This window comes from Caulobacter mirabilis (genome assembly GCF_002749615.1).
GTDB classification, from domain to species: domain Bacteria; phylum Pseudomonadota; class Alphaproteobacteria; order Caulobacterales; family Caulobacteraceae; genus Caulobacter; species Caulobacter mirabilis.
In genome coordinates this window covers 1,342,476-1,359,529 of record NZ_CP024201.1, presented here as the reverse complement: position 1 = coordinate 1,359,529, position 17,054 = coordinate 1,342,476, and the positions used below count along the sequence as shown (strand labels likewise).

Annotated in this window: 22 protein-coding genes; 15 read left to right on the top strand and 7 right to left on the bottom strand. The window is 70.5% G+C overall.

Features of this window, described 5'->3' with window-relative positions; all coding sequences use genetic code 11:
- Nucleotides 1-193: 193 nt before the first annotated feature.
- Nucleotides 194-1,657 (bottom strand): MocR-like transcription factor YczR, encoded by a 1,464-nt coding sequence (gene yczR, locus CSW64_RS06655; RefSeq protein ID WP_245863847.1) that lies wholly within the window; start codon nucleotides 1,655-1,657, stop codon nucleotides 194-196.
- 55 nt (nucleotides 1,658-1,712) lie between these two features.
- Between yczR and yczE the strand changes: the two genes are divergently transcribed.
- Entirely contained in the window at nucleotides 1,713-2,312 is a 600-nt protein-coding gene (gene yczE / locus CSW64_RS06650; protein WP_172448484.1) for a membrane protein YczE, read from the top strand.
- Between the two features lie 265 nt (nucleotides 2,313-2,577).
- Nucleotides 2,578-3,000 (top strand): VOC family protein, encoded by a 423-nt coding sequence (locus tag CSW64_RS06645; RefSeq protein WP_099621371.1) that lies wholly within the window; start codon nucleotides 2,578-2,580, stop codon nucleotides 2,998-3,000.
- Between the two features lie 134 nt (nucleotides 3,001-3,134).
- Here CSW64_RS06645 and CSW64_RS06640 read toward each other — a convergent pair whose 3' ends face one another.
- On the bottom strand, nucleotides 3,135-3,812 hold the full coding sequence (locus tag CSW64_RS06640) for an FABP family protein (RefSeq protein ID WP_099621370.1): 678 nt from the start codon (nucleotides 3,810-3,812) through the stop codon (nucleotides 3,135-3,137).
- Nucleotides 3,813-3,934: 122 nt separating this feature from the next.
- On the opposite strand from CSW64_RS06640, the gene CSW64_RS06635 reads away from it, so the two are divergent.
- The 8 genes from CSW64_RS06635 (at nucleotide 3,935) to CSW64_RS06600 (ending at nucleotide 8,944) form a co-directional block, all read left to right on the top strand.
- On the top strand, nucleotides 3,935-4,636 hold the full coding sequence (locus CSW64_RS06635; RefSeq protein ID WP_099624140.1) for a DUF4336 domain-containing protein: 702 nt from the start codon (nucleotides 3,935-3,937) through the stop codon (nucleotides 4,634-4,636).
- A 121-nt stretch (nucleotides 4,637-4,757) separates the two neighbouring features.
- Nucleotides 4,758-5,099, top strand: coding sequence for an ArsR/SmtB family transcription factor (locus tag CSW64_RS06630; protein ID WP_099621369.1), 342 nt, complete (start codon nucleotides 4,758-4,760; stop codon nucleotides 5,097-5,099).
- Entirely contained in the window at nucleotides 5,099-5,518 is a 420-nt protein-coding gene (locus CSW64_RS06625; RefSeq protein ID WP_099621368.1) for an SRPBCC family protein, read from the top strand. The genes CSW64_RS06630 and CSW64_RS06625 overlap by 1 nt, the downstream gene beginning before the upstream one ends.
- A 26-nt stretch (nucleotides 5,519-5,544) precedes the next feature.
- The gene (locus tag CSW64_RS06620; protein ID WP_099621367.1) at nucleotides 5,545-5,763 is read left to right on the top strand and encodes a hypothetical protein; all 219 of its coding nucleotides are present in this window, start codon (nucleotides 5,545-5,547) and stop codon (nucleotides 5,761-5,763) included.
- Nucleotides 5,764-5,767: 4 nt separating this feature from the next.
- The gene (locus CSW64_RS06615; protein ID WP_099621366.1) at nucleotides 5,768-6,172 is read left to right on the top strand and encodes a DUF1801 domain-containing protein; all 405 of its coding nucleotides are present in this window, start codon (nucleotides 5,768-5,770) and stop codon (nucleotides 6,170-6,172) included.
- Nucleotides 6,173-6,182: 10 nt separating this feature from the next.
- A complete protein-coding gene (locus tag CSW64_RS06610; RefSeq protein WP_099621365.1) occupies nucleotides 6,183-6,593 on the top strand; it encodes a DUF1801 domain-containing protein in 411 nt (136 codons plus the stop codon).
- 243 nt (nucleotides 6,594-6,836) lie between these two features.
- On the top strand, nucleotides 6,837-7,763 hold the full coding sequence (locus tag CSW64_RS06605; protein WP_099621364.1) for a bifunctional helix-turn-helix transcriptional regulator/GNAT family N-acetyltransferase: 927 nt from the start codon (nucleotides 6,837-6,839) through the stop codon (nucleotides 7,761-7,763).
- Between the two features lie 128 nt (nucleotides 7,764-7,891).
- Nucleotides 7,892-8,944: an ankyrin repeat domain-containing protein gene (locus CSW64_RS06600; RefSeq protein ID WP_099621363.1), complete on the top strand. Its 1,053-nt coding sequence runs from the start codon at nucleotides 7,892-7,894 to the stop codon at nucleotides 8,942-8,944.
- A 238-nt stretch (nucleotides 8,945-9,182) separates the two neighbouring features.
- Here the strand turns inward: CSW64_RS06600 and CSW64_RS06595 are convergent, their stop codons facing one another.
- From CSW64_RS06595 to CSW64_RS06575, 5 genes are all read right to left on the bottom strand, one after another.
- Complete coding sequence (locus tag CSW64_RS06595) at nucleotides 9,183-10,328, bottom strand: acyl-CoA dehydrogenase family protein (protein WP_099621362.1); 1,146 nt, start codon at nucleotides 10,326-10,328, stop codon at nucleotides 9,183-9,185.
- 51 nt (nucleotides 10,329-10,379) lie between these two features.
- Entirely contained in the window at nucleotides 10,380-11,582 is a 1,203-nt protein-coding gene (locus CSW64_RS06590; RefSeq protein WP_099621361.1) for an acyl-CoA dehydrogenase family protein, read from the bottom strand.
- Nucleotides 11,583-11,692: 110 nt separating this feature from the next.
- Nucleotides 11,693-12,304 carry a TonB family protein gene (locus CSW64_RS06585; RefSeq protein ID WP_099621360.1) on the bottom strand — a complete coding sequence of 204 codons (612 nt, stop codon included), beginning with the start codon at nucleotides 12,302-12,304 and terminating at the stop codon, nucleotides 11,693-11,695.
- A 146-nt stretch (nucleotides 12,305-12,450) separates the two neighbouring features.
- Entirely contained in the window at nucleotides 12,451-12,765 is a 315-nt protein-coding gene (locus CSW64_RS06580; RefSeq protein WP_099621359.1) for a hypothetical protein, read from the bottom strand.
- Nucleotides 12,766-12,967: 202 nt separating this feature from the next.
- Entirely contained in the window at nucleotides 12,968-13,255 is a 288-nt protein-coding gene (locus CSW64_RS06575; RefSeq protein ID WP_099621358.1) for a hypothetical protein, read from the bottom strand.
- 204 nt (nucleotides 13,256-13,459) lie between these two features.
- Here CSW64_RS06575 and CSW64_RS06570 point away from each other — a divergent pair, with 204 nt between their 5' ends.
- From CSW64_RS06570 to CSW64_RS06550, 5 genes are all read left to right on the top strand, one after another.
- Nucleotides 13,460-13,684 carry a DUF1289 domain-containing protein gene (locus CSW64_RS06570; RefSeq protein ID WP_099621357.1) on the top strand — a complete coding sequence of 75 codons (225 nt, stop codon included), beginning with the start codon at nucleotides 13,460-13,462 and terminating at the stop codon, nucleotides 13,682-13,684.
- A 97-nt stretch (nucleotides 13,685-13,781) separates the two neighbouring features.
- Nucleotides 13,782-14,288, top strand: a complete 507-nt coding sequence (locus CSW64_RS06565) for a TIGR02281 family clan AA aspartic protease (protein ID WP_099624139.1) — start codon at nucleotides 13,782-13,784, stop codon at nucleotides 14,286-14,288.
- Between the two features lie 163 nt (nucleotides 14,289-14,451).
- Complete coding sequence (locus tag CSW64_RS06560; RefSeq protein ID WP_099621356.1) at nucleotides 14,452-15,858, top strand: CoA transferase; 1,407 nt, start codon at nucleotides 14,452-14,454, stop codon at nucleotides 15,856-15,858.
- A 114-nt stretch (nucleotides 15,859-15,972) separates the two neighbouring features.
- Nucleotides 15,973-16,434 carry a hypothetical protein gene (locus CSW64_RS06555; RefSeq protein ID WP_099621355.1) on the top strand — a complete coding sequence of 154 codons (462 nt, stop codon included), beginning with the start codon at nucleotides 15,973-15,975 and terminating at the stop codon, nucleotides 16,432-16,434.
- A gap of 61 nt (nucleotides 16,435-16,495) precedes the next feature.
- Nucleotides 16,496-17,005: a hypothetical protein gene (locus CSW64_RS06550; RefSeq protein WP_216361244.1), complete on the top strand. Its 510-nt coding sequence runs from the start codon at nucleotides 16,496-16,498 to the stop codon at nucleotides 17,003-17,005.
- Nucleotides 17,006-17,054: the final 49 nt, after the last annotated feature.

Here is a 17,054-nt window from a genome sequence, read left to right as displayed (position 1 = left end):
TGAGCCAACAGAGACGCGGCGGCCTTCAGGGTGGTTCGTTCTGAGTCCCTCATGGTCGACTGTGCGTCACGACACAGCCTTCACGAGTGATTCCCATGCCGCAAGAGGATTATCCGGGTTCGGATTAATTCCGTAGGCGGACAATCCGACCATATCTATTGATTTCATTTGAAAAACGAGGAAAGGGAACCTCCTAGAAAATCGGCTCTCCGAGGCGTTTTTCGGTGCTCGGAACACGCTTCGGAGCCCCTTTCGCCTCGGCCCAGGCGGCGACCAGGACGCGGACCGCCTCCTCCTGGCGGGTCTCGGGCAGGGTGAACGGCAGGCGGATGAACCGCTCCAGGGTCCCGTCGACGCCGAACCGGGGTCCGGCGGCCAGCCGCAGGCCGTGACGCTCGGCGGCGGCGGCGAGACGCGAACTGGCCGGCGACGGGAGCTCCGCCCACAGCGACAGCCCCGCCGACGGCCGCCGGACGCGCCAGTCGGGCAGGTGTTCGGCGACCAGGGCCAGCAGGCGGTCGCGGCGGGCCCGGAGCATGGCCCGGCGGTCGTCCAGCGCCGCCTCGCCGTCGGCGATCAGCTCGGCCGTGGCCAGCTGCTCAAGCACCGCCACGCCCAGATCCAGGGAAGCCCGCGCCTGGGCGACGGCGGCGATGATCCGGGCGTCGGCGCGGATCCAGCCGACCCGCAGGCCGCCCCAGAAGGTCTTGGAGGTCGAGCCCAGGCGCACGACGTGCGGCCCGTCCGGCTGCGGCGTCCCTACGTCCGGCCGCGCGTCCAGCCACAGGTCGACCAGGGTCTCGTCGAAGGCCAGCAGGCAGCCGCTGCGCCGGGTGGCCGCGATCAGCCGCTCCCGCTCCGCCGGGGGCATGAAGACCCCGAACGGGTTGTGGTGGTCGAGGACCAGATAGGCCAGCCGCGCCTCGCTGCGACGGATGGCGTCGACCAGCTCAGCGACGGCCCAGCCTTCCCCGGTCAGCGGCACGCCGACCGGCCGGCAGTGGGCGTCGATCACCGCATCCAGCGCGTGCGGATAGGTCGGATGGTCGACGACGACCCGGTCGCCGGGCCGGGTCCGCCAGCGCAGCATCAGGGCGAAGGCGTTCTGCGCCCCGTGGGTGACCAGGATCTGGTCCGGCGTCGTCGGCAGGCCGCGTCGGCTGTAGTGCTCGGCCAGCACCTGGCGCAGGGCCGACGTCCCGATCGGCTCGTAGCCGTGCCCGGGCAGCGCCTCCGGCAACCGCGCCAGCGCCCGGGCGTAGGCGGCGTGGACCTCGGCCCCCGCCGGCAGGACGGCGGCGGTCATGTCGATGAGCCCGTCTGAGTTCGAGCCCAACAGCGGGTCCCCGCCCCGCCCGGCGGCGCCCTCCGGCAGGGTCACGCGGACGCCAGCCCCCGGCCGGCTGACCAGGAAGCCGTCCTCGCGCAGGGCGGCGTAGGCGGCGGCGACCATGTTGCGGCCGACCTCCAGCGCCTGGGCCAGCTCGCGCTCGCCCGGCAGGGTCGCGCCCAGCGGCAGGCGGCCGTCCAGCACCAGCAGCCGCAGGCGGTCGGCCAGCTGTCGCCAGCCGGGCCCGCCGCCGGGCAGACGCCAGGCGCCGAGGTGGCGGACGAGGGAAGCGGAACGGAGCGCGCGCAGGGTCATGAGGGCCAGCATCTCATAACTGGTCCTATTTTCCAGAGCCAGTTTCGACGACGGTGGCGCCATGATGATGACCCGCCGCCTCGTTCAACTGTTCATCGGCCTGGCCCTGTACGGGGTCGCGATCGTGCTCCTCGTCCGCGCCGACCTCGGCCTGGACCCGTGGAACGTCCTCAACCAGGGCGTCGTCGCCAAGACCGGCTGGCCGTTCGGCGCCACGGTCATCGGCATCGGGGCGCTGCTGCTGCTGGTCTGGATCCCGCTGCGCCAGAGGCCCGGCTTCGGCACCATCGCCAACATCATCCTGGTCGGGCTGGTCGTCGACTGGGTCATGCCGTTCGTGGCCACGCCCGCCGGCCTGTGGGGCAAGGCGCTGCTGCTGGTCGCGGGGGTGGTGACCACCGCCGTGGCGACCGGCTGCTACCTCGGCGCGGCCATGGGCCCGGGCCCGCGCGACGGCCTGATGACCGGCGTCGTCGCCCGGACCGGCTGGAGCGTGCGGATCGTGCGCACCGCCATCGAACTGACCGTGCTGGGCATCGGCTGGCTGCTGGGCGGCAAGGTCGGGGTCGGCACCGTCGTCTACGCCCTGGCCATCGGGCCCCTGATCCAGGTTTTCCTGCCGCTGTTCGCCCTCCCCAGGCGCGAAGCGGCGGTCGCCGGCGCGTGACCCCCACGCCCGCCGAAGGAGGAGGCCCGCCCGCACCCGCCGGCGGGCCTTCGACTATGCGCTGACGCGCCTTGCGTGGTTCGAGACGCTCGCTTGAGGCTCGCGTCTCGAAGGACGCATCGAGGCGGGGACACGCACCCTGCGGGAGCATGTCCCCAGCGCCGGCCGGGGACATGTTCGCGCAGCGTACGTGTCCCCGTCTGCACTTAACGCCGGCTCTGGATCGTGCGCATGTTGGCCGCCTCCGCTGCGCTGGAGCCCCGCCATGCCGTTCCCGCCCACCTGCCCCGAGGTTCCCGTCCGGTCGCTGAGCGACGCGCTGGCCTGCTACCGCGACCGCCTGGGCTTCACCGTCGACTGGTCGGACGACGACCTCGGCCTGGCCGGCGTATCGCAGGGCGACAGCCGGCTGTTCCTGGCCGACGCCGGCTATCGCGCCGACCAGGGCAACGCGGCGCCGGTCGTCCTCTGGATCAACGCCTCGGACCGGGACGAGGTCGACGCCATCCACGCGCGCTGGCGGAGCGCCGGCGCGATCATCCTGGCCGCCCCCGAGGCCAAGCCCTGGAAACTCTACGAGTTCACCGCCCAGGACCCCGACGGCAACCGGCTGCGGGTGTTCTACGACTTCGGCTGGGAAGAGGCGGCCGGTCCCGAGGATGGCGCACAGACGGAGGCGACGCCCTAAACGCCTCCCCTTCACCCGAGCGTCCCGGCGAAGGCCGGGACCCAGTCATGGGCGCTGAACCCGCGGCCCCGTCTCAAACGCCCAGGCTGCGCCTGGGTCCCGGCCTTCGCCGGGACAGACGGTGTTAGGCGGCCCTATCGGCTGAACCCATGCGCCTCGGCGCGGGACAGGCCCTCGGCGGCGATCCGTTGCGACGGGTTGGGCCGCGGTTCGGCGACCTTCTTCAGCCGGTTGCGGTCGACGTGCTGGAACGGCTCCTCCCGCCCGCGGACCTGGAGCATGGTGGTCGAGACATAGCTCCAGTCGCCGTCCTCGTGGAAGGTCACGTCCAGCTGATAGGAGTCGGTGCGGAAAGCCCACTCCAGGAACTCGGTGGAGCTGATGCCGTAGGTGGTCGCCCCCCGCTCGGCGCGGACGGTGATCCCGTCGACGTCGGGCGCGGCCTCGCCGCCGGCCATGGCGGTCTGGGCGCGCGGGATGGCCAGGGTCTGGATCACCCGCCCGGTCGCCGGCTCCCACAGCCAGTAGCCGGTCTGGTCGTGGAAGGTGGTCTCCTCGTCGGAGGCGACGATGTGGACGTGATAGCGCAGGCCGTAGAACAGCTGCGGCCCGTTGGCCTGGGGGTCGATCGGCTGCATCTCGATGCGTTCGAGATACTCGCGGCGCTCCGGCCCCTCGGCCTTCGGATTCACGTCGACGCCCTTGAGCCCCTCCCAGACGCCGGCGAGCCGGCGCAGCGGCCCGAGGTTGGCGAGGGTGTCGGGATCGACGTCCTCGGGTTCGGTGAAGATGTCGTCCGGGAACTCGTGCATCTGAACCTTTCCGCAACGGCGCGCCTCTCCCGCCCTGGGTAGCGGGTCCGCCGGCCAACGCAAGCCTTGCGAAGGCGCGATCCGGGGCGTCAACTGGACCGGCGTCGCCGATGGGGGTCTCGATGAGCGTTTCGCCGCTGCAGCCGTTCGGGCCTGGGCTCTGGCTGGCCGACGGAACCGAGGCCGAGGTGGCCGGCTTCCGCTATCCCACCCGGGCGGCCGTGGTCCGCCTGGGCGACGGCGGGCTGCTGGTCTGGTCGCCCGTGGCGCTGTCCCCGGCGCTGCGCGAGGCCGTCGCGGCGCTGGGCGAGGTTCGACGCCTGGTCGCGCCCAACAGCCTGCATCATCTGCACCTGGCCGAATGGCGGGCGGCCTGGCCGTCGGCCGTGCTGCACGCGGCGCCGGGGTTGGCCGCGCGGCGGCCGGATCTGACGATCGACGCCGAACTGGACGACGCGCCGGCGCCGGCCTGGGCCGCCGAGCTGGACCAGGTCCTGGTGCGCGGCAACAAGATCACCACGGAAGTCGTCTTCTTCCACCGGGCCAGCGGGACCGTCCTGTTCACCGACCTGCTGCAACAGTTTCCGCGCGGCTGGTTCCGCGGCTGGCGGGCCCTGGTCGCCCGGCTGGACCTGATGACCGAGCCCGAGCCGGCCGTCCCCCGCAAGTTCCGCCTGGCCTTCACCGACCGGCCGGCGGCGCGCGAGAGCCTGCGCCGGATTCTCGACTGGCCCGCCGAGCGGGTGGTCATGGCCCACGGCCGCCCCGTCGAGCGGGACGGCCGGGCCTATCTGGCGCGGGCGTTCGGCTGGCTGATGCGGTGACGGTCGGGGACATGCTCCGCGAAGCGGTGCGCGTCCCCGCAAGCCCCAAACCTCCCGCTTGACGAACTCATAGCTCCAGAGTTATTGATCCGATCAATAGCTGTAGAGTTATGAATTCGAGATGCCCGAAACCCCCGCCGCCCCGGATCCCTACGACACGATCTTCAGGACGCTGGCCGATCCCACCCGGCGGGCGATCTTCGAGCGGCTGTGCCGGCAGGGCGAACAGACCGTCGGGGCGCTGACCGCCCAGGCCGGAGTGTCGCAGCCGGCGGTCTCGAAACACCTCGGCGTCCTGAAGCAGGCCGGACTGGTCAGCGACCGGCACGAGGGCCGCCAGACCCACTACAGCGCCCGCCCCGCCGCCCTCGCCCCGCTGGCCGACTGGACCAACGAGATGGCCGGGTTTTGGGAGGGCCGTTTCGACCGCCTAGAGGACCTGCTCGCCAGGATGGACCAGTAATGACCGAGACCCGCACCGTCGTCGTCGAACGCGACATCCCCTATCCTCCCGAGAAGCTCTGGCGCGCGCTCACCCAGCCCCACCTGATCGAGGAATGGCTGATGCAGAACGACTTCGCCCCGACCGTCGGCCACCGCTTCAAGCTGCGCGGCGAGTGGGGCGGCGTGCTGGACTGCGAGGTGCTGACGATCGAGCCGCACCACACCCTCGCCTACAGCTGGAACTTCGCCAACGAGGACCCGGCCTACGCCCTCGAGAGCGTGGTGACCTTCACCCTGACCCCCACCGCCGCCGGAACCCGGCTGCGCATGGAGCAGGCCGGCTTCCGGCCCGACCAGAAACAGGCCTACGGCGGCGCCCACGCCGGCTGGAAGCAGTTCCTCGACAACCTGGAACAGCTCGCCGCCAAACTGGATTGACGAAGACCAAGAGGGAGGAGACGTCCATGACCATCAGCAGACTGGTCCGCACCGCGCACCGCTGGATCTCGATCGCCTTCACGGCGGGGGTCATCACCTACATCGTGGTCATGACCCAAGGGACGCCGCCAATCTGGCTGGGGCTGTTCGCCCTGGTTCCGCTGATCCTGCTGCTGGTCAGCGGCCTGTACCTGTTCGTGCTGCCCTATGTGACGCGGGCGCGCGCCGGCGCGGCCAAGGCCTGACCCGATGACCGAGCCCAAACTGCTGTCCGGCGGCAATCCGCAGATCCCCAAGGGCTACGGCGAGGCTCCCATCCGGGCCTACATCGCCGCCATGCCCGGCTGGAAGAGCGCCGTCGGCGCCCGCATCGACGCCCTGATCGAGGCGGCCGTCCCCGAGGTCCAGAAGGCGGTGAAGTGGAATTCGCCCCTCTACGGCGTCGAGACGGGGTGCTGGTTCCTCGGCCTCCACTGCTTCGACCGGTACATCAAGGTCAGCTTCTTCCGCGGCGCGGCGCTGGACCCGGTCCCGCCCGGGCCGTCGAAACAGAAGGAGGTCCGCTACCTCGACATCTACGAGGGGGCCTTCGACGAACGCCAGTTCAGCGACTGGGTGAAACAGGCCGCGCGGCTGCCCGGCGAGAAGATGTGAGGAGACGGCCATGACCGCCGAAAGCAAGAGCGCCCCGCCCCTGTCCGGCGACGCGGCGAAGGCCCGGATCGACGCCAAGATCGCCGGGCTGGACGATTGGCGCGGCCGGACGCTGGCCCAGGTCCGGGCGCTGATCCACGAGGCGCTGCCGGACGTGGCCGAGACGGTGAAATGGGGCCGCGTCCCGGTCTGGGAGCGCCAGGGCATCCTGACCACCGGCGAGGTCTACAAGGCGGCCGTGAAGCTGACCTTCCCGAAGGGCGCGTCGCTGCCCGACCCGGCGGGACTGTTCAATTCCAGCCTCGACGGAAACGCCCGCCGCGCCATCGACCTCCACCAGGGCGAGACGATCGACGCCGAGGCCCTGAAGGCGCTGGTCCGGGAAGCCGCGGCGCTGAACGCGGCGGGGAAGAAGAGATAGCTTCCGCCGGTTCCTCCCCCCTGGGGGAGGTGGCTCGGCGAAGCCGAGACGGAGGGGGTTTGCGGCGCTCGGTGGGGGACCCGCGACGTCGCGGGTCCGGCGTCTGACCTCCACAACCCCCTCAGTCGTCGCTGCGCGCCGACAGCTCCCCAAGGGGGGAGCACCCCCGACCACACCGTCGTGCAAATTTAGTTGACTCTGACAACCATCCCGCCGACGCTGGCCTTCACAGGAGGTCCCGTCATGTCCCAGCCCACCCCCGACCAGATCGCCCGTCTGCGCGCGTTCAACCGGCGCTACTCCAAGGCCCTCGGGCTGCTGGACGAGGGCTATCACGGCAGCGACCTGAGCGTGGCGGAGAGCCGCACGCTGTACGAACTGGCCCAGGGCGCGGCCCGCAGCGCCGCCGACCTGCAGCGCGAGCTCGGCTTCGATCGCGGCCACGCCAGCCGCCTGCTCGGCCGGCTGGAGCGGCGCGGCCTGGTCGAGCGGTCGCCGTCGACCGAGGACGGCCGCCGTCGCGACCTGGCCCTGACCGAGGCCGGACGGGCGGCCTTCGCGACGCTGGACGCCGCCTCGGAGAGCATCGCCGGCGGCCTGCTGGCCGCCCTGCCCGCCGTCGACCGGCAGACCGCGATGGCCGCGCTGGGCGACGTGGAGCGGCTGTTCGGCGACGCCGCGCCGGCCCCCGGCGAGATCGTCCTGCGCGACCCGCGGCCGGGCGACATGGGCTGGGTGGTGGAGCGCAACGCCGTCCTCTACGCCCGCGAGCAGAACTGGAACGCCGACATCGAGGCCGTCTGCGCCGAGATCGTCGCGACCTTCCTGCGCGAACCCGACCCCAGCCGGCAGCGCTGCTGGATCGCCGAGCGCGACGGCCGGCGGCTGGGCTGCGTCTTCGTGGTCCGCGACAGCGACGAGACCGCCCGACTGCGGCTGTTGATCGTCGAGCCCGAGGCGCGCGGCACGGGCCTGGGCGGGCGGCTGATCGCCGAGACGATCGCCTTCGCCCGCGCCGCCGGCTACCGCGAGATGGTCCTCTGGACCCACGCCGTCCTGGAGCCCGCCCGCCGCCTCTACGCCAAGGCCGGCTTCGACCTGGTCGAGAGCCACGAGTACGAGGCCTTCGGCGGAACCGAGGTCAGCGAGACCTGGCGGATGGACCTCTGAAAGGGACAGGCTGACCGAGGGCAGGATCCTCCCTCCTGGGGGAGCATCCTGGCGGGCGGTTCCAACCTCCATTGCGGAACCCGGCGCTCTGGGCGACGGTCCGCGCCTCGGGCGGACAGAGGGGACCCATGGCCAAGGCGAGGAAGAAGACGCTGCCCAAGGATTTCGAGCAGCGGCTCCAGACCGACGATCTCGAAACGCTGAAGGCCCTGTTCGACGCTCACGAGATCGATGCGCGCGGCGGATACGCCAAACAGACCGCCCTGGCCTTCAACGACTGCCCGGACGATCTGGCGCGCTGGCTGGCGGCGCAGGGGGCGGACCTGGAGGCGGAAGACGCCTACGGCGTGACGCCGCTGCAGGCCCGCAGCCGGCATTGGCAGGCCCGCATCGACGTCCTGCTGGAGCTGGGCGCGGACCCGAACCGCGGCGAGGGCGCGAGCGGGACGGCGCTCCATGCGGCGACCGCCCCCTGCAACGTCGCGACGGCGACAACGTTGCTCCGCCACGGCGCCCGCGTCGACGCCCTCGACCGGGGCGGTCATACGCCCCTCGCCCGACTGCTCGGACAGTGCAGCAACGCGCAGATCGCCGGGGCGGCCGCGCTGGCCGAGGTCCTGCTGGCGGCGGGCGCGCGACGCACCCCGGAGATGCGATCCTCGGTCACCCGCATCGGGACCGACTTCGAGTTCCATCGGGCCGGCTTCAACCCCGACTTCCTGGCCGAGACCGACGCGGGGCTGGCGCGGCTGTACGCCCTCTTCGAGGTTCCGCCCGTCCCGCAGCGCGTCCGGCACGACGGCGCCTCGCCGATCAGGGCCAAGGCCTCATCCTGGCGGGACGCGCATCAGGAGCTTTGGGTCCTGCTGGTCCCGTCCAAGGGAGCGGCCGAGACGGTCCAGGGCGAGGTGATCCGGATCACCGGCCGGATCTCGGACGAGATCGACCGCAACGGCGGCGTCAACTGGGACGGCGACTACGACAGGATGGCCCGCGCGCTGCTGGCGCACCTGGCGTCCGGAACGCCCCTGCCCACGGCCGGGCTGACCGACGCCCGGGCGTCGGTCGCCGGACTGAGGCGGAACGACGACGCGCCGCGCCGGCTGTGCGAACTGGCCGTCGCCTGGGTGGCGCTGAACCCGACGCCGATGAAGCTCGGGCGTCCGGACTACCGGCGCTAGGAAAAGGATGCTCTCCCCTGGGGGAGCTGTCGCCGCGAAGCGGTGACTGAGGGGGCTGCGGTCAGGGACGCCGGCTCTGCGACGCCGCAACCTCGCGCAACCGTGGCCGACCCCCTCCGTCTCGCCTGACGGCGAGCCACCTCCCCCAGGGGGGATCCTGGTCGGCGCCGACCTCAAACAAAAAAGGGCGGGAGCCTTTCGACTCCCGCCCCTTGATGTCTACTCAGACGCGTCCGCCCTACGCGGCCTTGTCGAAGCTCAGGCCTTCGTAGCGGCGCAGGTGGTGGTCGACGGAGCCGAACAGGCCCTCGATCAGGGTCGCACGCTTGAAGTAGTGGCCGATGGCCAGCTCGTCGGTCATGCCCATGCCGCCGTGGATCTGGATGGCGTTCTGGCCGACGAACTTGCAGGCCTTGCCGATCTGGACCTTGGCGGCCGAGACGGCCTTGGCGCGCTCGGCGTCGTCTTCCGACAGCTTAATGGTCGCCATGTAGGTCATGGACACCGACTGCTCGAGGTTCATGAACATGTCGACCATGCGGTGCTGCAGCACCTGGAAGTTGGCGATCGCCGTGCCGAACTGCTTTCGCTGCTTGGCGTAGTCCAGGGTGCCGGCGTGCAGCTGGCGCATGGCGCCGACGGCTTCGGCGCAGGTCGCGGCGGTGGCTTCGTCGATGACCTTGTTGACCAGCGGCAGGGCCTTGCCCTCGACGCCGATCAGGGCGTCGGCGCCGACCGCCACGTTCTCGAAGTAGGCTTCCGAGGCCCGGCCGCCGTCGACGGTCGGGTAGTCGCGGGTGACCACGCCCTTGGCGCCCTTCTCGACGATGAACACCGAGACGCCGTCGGCGTCGCGCTGGCCGCCGCCGGTGCGGGCGGTGACGATCAGGTGGGTCGCCCAGGGCGCGCCCACGACCACCGCCTTGTGGCCGTTCAGGACCCAGCCGGCGCCGTCCTTCTTGGCCGTCGTCTTCAGGTCCTGCCAGGTGTAGCGGGCCTGCGGCTCGGCGTAGGCGAAGGCGAAGATGGTCTTGCCCTCGATCACCGACCCGATCAGGTCTGCCGCGCCGGCGTAGCCGCTGTGCTTCAGGAAGCCGCCGCCGATGACGACCGTGCCGAGGTAGGGCTCAACGACCAGCGCCTTACCGAACTCCTCCATGACGATCATGTTCTCGATGGCGCCGCCGCCCAGGCCGCCGAGGTCTTCCGAGAACGGCGCGCCCAGGATGCCCAGCTCGTTGGCGAAAGCCGACCAGATCGCCGGATCGCGACCGGCGTCCGAGCCGATCATCTTGCGGCGCTTCTCGAAGTCGTAGTTGTCCTGGAGGTAGCTGGCGACCGTGTCGCGCAGCATCGACTGTTCTTCGGTGAAGTTGAAATCCATCGGAGCGTTCCTGGCGTTCTTGCTTATTCGACGTGTTCTGGTTCGGCGACGTTAGAGCCCGAGCACCATCTTGGCGATGATGTTGCGCTGGATCTCGTTCGACCCGCCGTAGATCGAGGTCTTGCGGGTGTTGAAGTAGGTCCCGGCGCGGCCGACCGCGTACTCCGGCCCGATCTTGGCGTTGTCGCCCAGGTCGCGCAGGTAGGGGGCGGCGTAGTGGCCCGAGGCCTCCAGCGCGAGTTCGGTCAGCCTTTGCTGGATCTCGGTGCCCTTGATCTTGAGCAGCGAGGATTCCGGTCCGGGGCCCTTGCCGGCCGCTTCACCGGCCAGGGTGCGCAGCTCGGTGAACTCCAGGGCGGTCAGGTCGATCTCCAGCTCGGCGACCTTGCGCTTGAAGTCGGCGTCCTGGATCAGCGGCTTGCCGTCGTCGCCCAGCTCGATGGAGGCCATCTCGCGGACCTTCTCGACGCCGCGCTTGGAGCGGGCTACGCCGGCGATGCCGCTGCGCTCGTGGGCGAGCAGGAACTTGGCGCAGGTCCAGCCCTTGTTCTCCTCGTAGACGCGGTTCTCGACCGGGACCTTGACGTTCTCCAGCCAGACTTCGTTGACCTCGTGGCCGCCTTCCAGGGTGGTGATGCGGCGGACCTCGATGCCCGGGGTCTTCATGTCGATCAGCAGGAAGGAGATGCCCTCCTGGATCTTCGCGGCCGGGTCGGTGCGGACCAGAAAGAAGCCCCAGTCGGCGTGCTGGGCCAGGGTGGTCCAGGTCTTCTGGCCGTTGACCAGGTAGTATTCCTTGCCGTCGTCGCCGGTGAAGCGCTCGGCCTTGGTCTTCAGCGAGGCCAGGTCGGAGCCGGCGCCCGGCTCGGAGTAGCCCTGGCACCACCATTCCTCGCCGTTGTAGATCTTCGGCAGGAAGCGTTCCTTCTGCTCCGGCGTGCCGAAGGTGTAGATCACCGGGGCGACCATCACGACGCCGAACGGCAGCACCGGCAGCGCGTCGGCGCGGGCCAGCTCCTCGGAGAAGATGTACTTCTGGGTCGAGGTCCAGTCGGTGCCGCCGAGCGCCTTGGGCCAGGACGGAGCGACCCAGCCCTTCTTGGCGAGAACCTTGTGCCAGGACAGGTAGTCGTCCTTGGTCAGGTCGTCGCCTTCATCCTGCTTGCCGCGCAGCTGGGCGGGGTAGTTCTCGGCGATGAAGGCGCGGACCTCCTGGCGGAACGCGTTGTCTTCGGCGGAGAATTCGAGGTTCATGGCATGCTCCCGGCGCGGCCTCTCAGGGGGCCGATCTTTAGTCGGTCGGGACTATAGGCGCCGAACAAATGTTTGGGAAGATAACGCGAGCGTCAACGTAAAGCGGGGCGTCAGGGCACGAACAGCCTGAAGCAGGGGTCGCTCTTCGTCATCAGGGATGGCGGCGGCGGCGTCGCCTCGACGGCCGCCGCCAACCGCGCCTCGATATCGTCGGCCGCGCCGGACGCGGTCGCCAGCGTCAGCGCCCGATCGCGCGCGGCGGAGACGGCCCGCGCCACGCGCCGATCTTTCCGATCCAGCCTGGAGAAGGTCTCGAGGACGCCGTAGCAGCGGACCGTCCCCTCCAGATTGGGCAGAGCGCCATAGGGCAGCTTGAAGACGACCCGGAAGCGAACCGGCGCGCCGTCGACCGGGGCGCCGTTCCATTTCGCCGGGCTTACGCGGAACAACGGCGTCAGCTGCAAGGCCGCCGCGCCAAACGCCTTGTCCAGGGGCGCCTCCCGCTCAACCACGCAGTCGGCGAGTTGACCGGTCGCCGCCGCCTTGCAGAACAGATCGACCCTGCCCTCGAGACCGCTCGCCCAGGCTTTCGGCGGATAGGCGTCCTCCATCTGCTCCAGCGTCGGCGCGCCGAGCCATGCCGGCGGCTCGTATGTCGCCGCCCCGCCGGCCGGCGGCTCCGTCGCGGCCAGCGCCGCGGCCAACATCAGATGCGAAACCATGGCTCCCCCGAACCGCTCCGACCCTCAGGCCGACGCTACCATCGGCATGGCCCGTCGGCGAGGCCGCGGCGGCCAGAATAAGAACGCCCCGTCCGGGGCGGGGACGGGGCGTCAAATACAGCCAGAGCGGCGAGGCGGGGTCGCCGTCAGCCCTTGAGCGCGGCGCAGGCGCCGCCGAGCTCGGCGTCGATCCGCTCCTGGCCGCCCGGCGTGCGGCCCTTCTGGACGCGCTTGACCTCGCGCGCCGCGCTGTCGCGGGCCTCGTCGGCCTTGGCGATCGCGAACGGCGAACGGCCCTTCTCGTTGGCCTTGTAGACGGTGTCGAAACGATCGTCGCCGGCGAGACCGGCGCAGCGGGCGACCTTGACGAACTGGACGTCGGTCAGACGGGTCTGGGCCGAAGCCGAGGCCGCGGCGCCGGAGGCGACGGCCAGAACGAGAATAGCAGCGAGCGTACGCATGGGGTGCTCTCCATCTCCCAAATGTGGATGCGAGATCAGAGTGAAACCCAAGAGGCCAGACCTCAAGTTAAACGATGTAAATGTTTGCAACAGTGGAAACTGCTTGTGGGAAATCAAACAAAAAGACGGGCGCCTGCTTTGAAACAGGCGCCCTTCAAGTTGACTGGATGCTCAGACTAGAAAGTTACTCGGGCCACATAAACTAAGGAACGATGACCGCGCACTCTTGGGCCAGCTTGGCGGCCATGTCGGCGCCGCCACGCTCGGCGTCGCGCTTCGCGGCGTCGGCCTTGTCGACCACGTGGTCGGCGCGGCCGCGCTTGTTGGCCTTGTAGAGGGCGGTGAACTTCTCGCCGTCGGCGCCCGGCAGGGTGCGACACTGCGCAACCTTGATGAACTGGGTATCCGACAGGCGCGCCTCGGCGGCGACCGCGACCGTGGCGGAGGACGCGGCGGCGGCAATGATCATGGCGGTGAAGAAAGTACGCATTGGGGTCGCTCCATCTCCCTGTTGGATGCAGGGAAAGAATGCTTCGACTCTTCCGTATTCACAAATTAAAGTCTTGAAAGACTCCAATAATTACAGGGATTTCATATCTTACGAGACTGTAATGTTGATGTCGAAAACATGGCGACTTGGTGACGTTTCTTGACGCCTTGCCACCGGGGCGGGAGCCGACGATGCTGGCGGGACATGACCGTCCCGCCCTCGCCCGCCGCGCCGCCCAAGGCCATCGCCACGCCCTGCGTGAAGGTCTGTATCGTCGATCCCGAGAGCGGCCTGTGCCTGGGCTGTTTCCGCACCCTGCCGGAGATCGCCGGCTGGGCGCGCCTGCCTGAGGCGGAACGCGTGGCGCTGATGCGGGATCTGCCCCGACGGCGCGACCGCATTCGTCCAGAAAAGCTTAACCTTACCTGACCCTTACACCCGTTCACGCGTTGCAAACTCCGCCCGCCTAAGGTGCCCGCCACGGAGCGAGAAACGCTCGACAAAGCCGATATGGCGGGGTGTGTTCATGATCAGGTACGTCGCGATCATCGGGGTCGCTGCGCTGGCCGCCGTCGGCGCCGCGCACGCCGTGATCAGCCTGGACGAGGCGCGGGCGGCCGCGCCGCTGCAGGCCCAGGTCGCGACCCGGCTCGAACCGGCCGCCGCCGCGCCCGCGTCGGTGAGCAAGGGCCCGGACGGCCACTATTGGGCCGAGGCCAATGTCGAGGGCCGGGCCGTGCGCTTCCTGGTCGACACCGGCGCCACCGCCGTGGCCCTGACCGCCGAGGACGCCCGCCGCCTCGGCTACGACCCGAGCAAGCTGAATTACACCTATGACGTCATGACCGCCGAGGGCCGCGTGAAGGCCGCGGGGGTCAAGCTGGCCAGCGTCTCGATCGCCGGCGCGCGCGTGAACGACGTCGACGCCCTGGTCATCGAAAAGGGCCTGCACACCTCCCTCCTCGGCATGAGTTATCTGGGCCGCCTGCAGGCGTTCGAGGCGACGCAGACCTCGCTGATCCTGAAGCCCTAGGCGACCGTGCGTCCTTCGAGACGCTCGCAAAGCTCGCTCCTCAGGATGACGAACTCATAAGTCGTCATGGTGAGGAGCGGACCCTCAGGTCCGCGTCTCGAACCACGCAACACCTCCCCATGCCGGCTTCCCCCCGCGCGCTGTCGGCGGCTAACCTGCCGTCATGATCGCGCCCGTCGACGCCGCCCTCGCCCAGCTCGCCGCACTCGCCGACCGTGACGGCTTCGAGGACGTCGCCGTCTCGGTCGGACCGCCCGCCGTCTCCGCCGCCTTCCACGCCGACGAGGCCGCCGCCGCCGCCCTGGCCGCCGGCGCCGCCGAGGCCGCGGCGATCTGGCGGCTGCGGACCGGCGGATCCCAGGCCGTAGCCGTCGACACGCGCGAGGCCGCCGCCTCGCTGATCTCCTTCCTGATGCAGCGGTTCGAGGATCCGGAACGGGCCCCCGGGCGTGATCCGCCGAGGACGGCCGCCTTCGACTTCTACCGCGCCCGCGACGGGCGGTTCGTCTACCTGCACCAGAGCTTCGACGACGGCCGCGGGCCGCTGTCGGTGCTGGGCTGCGAGGACACCCGCGAGGCCGTCGCCGCCGCCGTCGCGACCTGGGACGCCCAGGCGCTGGAGGACGCGCTGGCCGCCGCCGGCCACTGCGGCGGCCGGGTCCGCTCGCCGGACGAGTGGGACGCGTCCGACCAGGGCCGCCGGTTGGCCGCCACGCCGCTGGTGCGGATCGAGCGAACCGGCGAAGGCGCGCCGATCGACTTCACGATCACGCCGGAGGCGCCGCTGTCCGGCGTGAAGGTGCTGGACCTGACCCGCGTCCTGGCCGGTCCGGCCTGCGCGCGCGCCCTGGCCGGCTATGGCGCCGAGGTGCTGCACATCGCGGGCCCCGATCTGCCGTCCGTCCCGCCCTTCGTCGCCGACACCGGCCACGGCAAGCGCTCCGCCTTCCTGGACCTCAAGACCCGCGAAGGCCGCGACCGGCTGCTGGCGCTGGCCGCCGAGGCCGACGTCTTCGTTCAGGGCTATCGTGGCGGGGCGCTGGATCGCCTCGGCCTGTCCCCCGGCGAACTGGCGGCCGCGAACCCGGCGCTGATCCATGTCTCGATCAACTGTTACGGCCACGACGGCCCCTGGGCGAACCGGCCGGGCTGGGAGCAGTTGGCCCAGGCGGTCAGCGGCATGGCGGTCGTCCAGGGCGGCGAAGAGGCGCCAAGCCTTCTGCCCGCCGCGCTGAACGACTACACGACCGGCTATCTCGCCGCCTTCGGCGCGATGGTCGCGCTGCGGCGGCGGGCCGAGACCGGCGGCGGCGCGCGGGTGCAGGCCTCGCTCACCCGGACGGCGATGTGGGTGCGCGGCCTGGGCCTGGATCCCGACCGGCCGAGCCGAGCCCGGCCCTTCACGCCCGAGGCGCTGGCCGCCTGGTCGATCCGCGAGGACTCCGGCTTCGGCCCGCTGACCTATCTGCGTCCCCCGGTCGCCCTGTCCAGGACCCCGGTCCGCTGGACCGCCCCCACCGTCCCTCTGGGAACCCATCCCGCCGCCTGGGCCGGGCGGCCGGAACGATAACGCCGATTTCCGAAACGGCCGGATCGTGCTTCAAAGGACCCAGACAGTCTGCCGCGCCGTACGTGAGGGTCGGCGTGACCCTGCTGCGACGGCCGGCCTCTGGGAGGGACCGGTATGAGTTCATCGACTGAAACGGCGCCGCAAGCCGCGCCGAAGACGCCCTGGCACCTGTGGCTCGTGGGGATCGTCGCCGTGCTGTTCAACGCCGTCGGCGTGTTCGACTTCGTGATGAGCAAGACCCAGGGCGCCGCCTACATGGCGTCCGCCGGCATGACGCAGGCGCAGATCGACCACTACCAGGCCTATCCGGCCTGGATGACCGTGGTCTGGGCGGTGGGAGTCTTCGGCGCCTTCCTGGCCTCGATCCTGCTGCTGCTGCGCCGGAAGCTGGCCGCGGCGACGTTCGCCGTCTCTCTGGCGGCCTTCCTGATCAGCCTGCTCTACACCTACGTTCTGAGCGGCGGCGGCGCGATCATGGGCCAGGACGTCGCCATCATGAGCGGCGTGATCACCGCCCTGCTGCTGTTCTTCCTCTGGTACGCCTGGGCCATGACCGGGCGCGGCGTGCTGCGCTAGGCGGACCGCGGCGCTCCCGCCGCTTGACCTTCGGGCCCGGCGCCGGGAGCCTGCCGCCGCCATGCGCGACTCGACCGAACTGCCGCCCGCCATCCGCGAGGAGATCGAAGCCCTCTGCGCCGAGGGCGACCGGCTGACGGACGAGGGCGGGATAGAGGCCGCCGTCGACGCCTACGGACGGGCCTGGGAACGGCTGCCCGAGCCCAAGACGGACTGGGCGGCGGCGACCTGGATCCTCTCGGCGATCGGCGAGGCCTGCTACCTCGGCGGCCTGCGGACCGCGGCCCGCGAGGCGCTGGAGCGCGCCGTCGACACCGAGGACGGCCGCGAAAGCCCGCTGCTGCGACTCCGCCTCGGCCAGGTGCTCCACGACCTCGGCGAGCCGGACCGGGCCGCCGAGCACCTGCTGCGGGCCCATAGGGCCGAGGGCGAGACGATCTTCGCCGACGAGAACCCGCGCTACCTTGCCTTCGTTCGGGAACGCCTCGGCCTGCCGACGGCGGAGGCGCCCGCCGGCGCGCCGGGAATCATGGGCCTGATTCGGGCGTTCCGCGGCCTGCTGCGGCGTTGACCGGTCCAGCCGCAGCGATCTATTGATCGATTGAGAACGACTCTCAACT